Below are 2,739 nucleotides of genomic sequence, written 5' to 3' on the forward strand. Positions count from 1 at the left end.
CACAAGAGCATCCTCTTTTTATTCCCTGACATTTACAACAAAGAGGTTAAGATTAGCTTTCAACACAGTATGCCTGGGATCATTAACCACGATCCGCTCATTATTGAGCTTTTATTTATCAATGTTTTAAAAAATATTATTAAACGCTCCCCGCATGCAGGCTTTATCAATATTCTTATTCGAATTAATAACGATACTCTTGTAGTTGATATCATTGATCAAGGTTATATACATGAGATTAAGACTTTTACACATGATTTCTCTCATAAAAGGGGGGATTTGTTCTCTTTAGAGAATGATAGGGTGTTAAAGTTAGCAGAAGGAGCCAACATCAACATTGAAGTTAAGAATGAACTTGCGCCTCCAAGAAACAGTACAATTATTGAAATTCCACTTATAGCATTTCCTCTAGAAAAGATTGTACCTGCAAATGTTATACAGTTTCGAGGCAAATAACTTTTATGCAGCTTACCCTCTTTATTCTCTTAATATTTATCTCTCTTACATCTCAGGCAAGTTATGGCGCAGAGTTTACATATCACATACCAACAGGAAATACCTTCTTTCAAGGCCGTAAAGAAGAACTTAGTAAAGTATCAAGTATTTTCAAGTCAGAAAATATTGTTGCTCTTGTAGGCCTGCCTGGAATTGGAAAGAGCGCACTCGCTCAAGAATTCTCATGGAAAAATAAGGATAAGTATAACGTTATATTAAAGCTAGAGTGTACAGGCGATATTCGTGCTCAGCTTATTAATTTTGGTCGTTCCTGGAATCAGAGATGTGCAACCCCTCTTGAGAAAATCCCTGAGAATTACCTTACATTGGATACGTCCCTTCAAATCCTAAAATCCTGGATTCCAGAGAGTTCAAAGAAAAACTTAATCATTTTAGAAGATGGTGATAAATCTCAAGAGATTAAAAGTATATTGACGACATTTAAAGATAAGAAGGATAAGTTTATTCTTATGACATCAAGAAGCCTAAATGTGGAGTGTAGGAAAGTGCACATCGAAAAGCTCAATCGGCAAGACTCAATTGGACTTTTAGAAAAGTTTATTGAGTGGCCTAAAGATAAGCTTGATAAAATTTCATCTTTACTCGGAGATTATCCTTTAGCCTTAACACAAGCTGGTGTTCTTATCCGAGCACTACCTTCGATGACACCTGATGAATACCAGAAGCTTTTTGAGAAGAAAAGAAGCTATCTTGAGAGTCTTCACCAAAAAGTCAACAAAGATACCGATGAAGAAAGCATCAATTATAAAGAAACGGTTTTTGCCACCCTTGCTTTAACATTTGAAGACTTAAAGAAGAAAAATCTCAACGCTTATAAGGCATTAACATTTCTAGCCTTCCTCCATCCAAACCATATTAAAGAGGACACCATAAAAGAGTGTGCGGGGTTGCTTGGCATCAATAAAGATCTCCTGCATGAGCTTATTTATGATCTAGTGAATTCCCTTTATCTTACGGTTGACACAACAAGAGAAAATAACGCGGTAAGCATCTATAAGATGCATCCCTTAATCCAGGTCGCCCTTAAAGAAAGCCTTCCAGAGGGTACAAAGAGTGAAATCCAGGCATTATGGGTTAAATATTTTCGCTCTCACTTTTCAGGGGGGCCACATGAATTAGAAAAGTTTGTTTCTGATCGGAGTGATTACTATGAACATATGAAAACTCTTATTGAGGATATTGATGCAGACCATGCTAATATTCAAAACTCTCTTGAACTTAAAATTGATTTAGCTCGTGTAGCTGTTTTCTCACTTGCTGATTTTGAATTTGGTGATCGATGGGCTTATGAAGCAGAAGAAGCAATCAAAAAAGGTAAGAATGTCAATAACTTTGCAAAAGGCAGATTACATAATACCCTTGGCAACATAACGTTACTCACAGATGTTAACAAAGCTATCGATTTAACCCTTAAGGGCATTGCACTCTTAGAAAAAGAGCCCCATAAAATTTCAAAAGCAGAGCAGCTTTTTGCTCTCATTAACAACCTCCCAGACTACTATAGTATACAAGGAAATATTACACACGCCTTGGAAGCTCTTAAAAAGGCAGAGCCAATTTTAAGAGATGTTAATAATCCTTCTTATTATTGCATTTTCTTCTCTGTTTATGCAAACATGCTTATGTTTCAGGGTCAGAATGAAAAAGCACTCTCTTTAATCAATAAATCACTCAAAAGTATTCAGGAAGGTAGATTACCAGAGCCTCCTTACCTTTTTGTAAAAATTAGTAAAGCAGAAATTTTAGCAAGATTAGGAAATTTTGAAGAATCCTTAAAACTGGCAACCATTTGCTATGACGAGCTCATGAAAATTTGCAACAGTGATTGCGACTATAAGGCCGTCCGCCTAAAAATTACTATGGCAACTAACTATCTCTTTAAAAATGATTTAGCTAAAGGATTAAAGTGCGTCACTCAAGCCATTGAGCATTGTAATAAGCTTGTAAATGGCTCAGACAAAATCTTTCTTCAAGGATGGGCACATCTTGTTTTAGGGGAAATTTATGAGAGAAAAAAGGACCTCTCCAAAGCTTGGAGAGAGTACAGAATTGCAGAACGCATTTATGATAAAATTAACCCGAACTGTGTTTAAGAATTAAGTTTGAGGATTGAATGTAAGGAAGGTTTGTCGTCTCTGATTTGGTAATTGATGAGCCCAGCTAAGAGATGGGATAAGGCATTGATAGGATTGCGATGTCTGTGATGGATCAAAGTATTTAAAG

At 36.1% G+C, this 2,739-nt stretch carries 2 protein-coding genes; both read left to right on the top strand.

Going from position 1 to position 2,739, the window contains the following annotated elements; genetic code table 11:
* Nucleotides 1-456: hypothetical protein (locus tag J0H12_07670; protein MBN9413776.1), on the top strand; the 456-nt coding region annotated here is incomplete at its 5' end.
* Between the two features lie 5 nt (nucleotides 457-461).
* Complete coding sequence (locus J0H12_07675; GenBank protein MBN9413777.1) at nucleotides 462-2,609, top strand: hypothetical protein; 2,148 nt, start codon at nucleotides 462-464, stop codon at nucleotides 2,607-2,609.
* Nucleotides 2,610-2,739: the final 130 nt, after the last annotated feature.

This window comes from Candidatus Paracaedimonas acanthamoebae (assembly GCA_017307065.1).
In the GTDB taxonomy this organism is placed as follows: Bacteria; Pseudomonadota; Alphaproteobacteria; order Caedimonadales; family Caedimonadaceae; genus Paracaedimonas; species Paracaedimonas acanthamoebae_A.

What these genes read in the sequence shown, in the direction of transcription:
- J0H12_07675 (MBN9413777.1), top strand. Translation starts at nt 462, where the DNA reads ATGCAGCTTACCCTCTTTATTCTCTTAATATTTATCTCTCTTACATCT.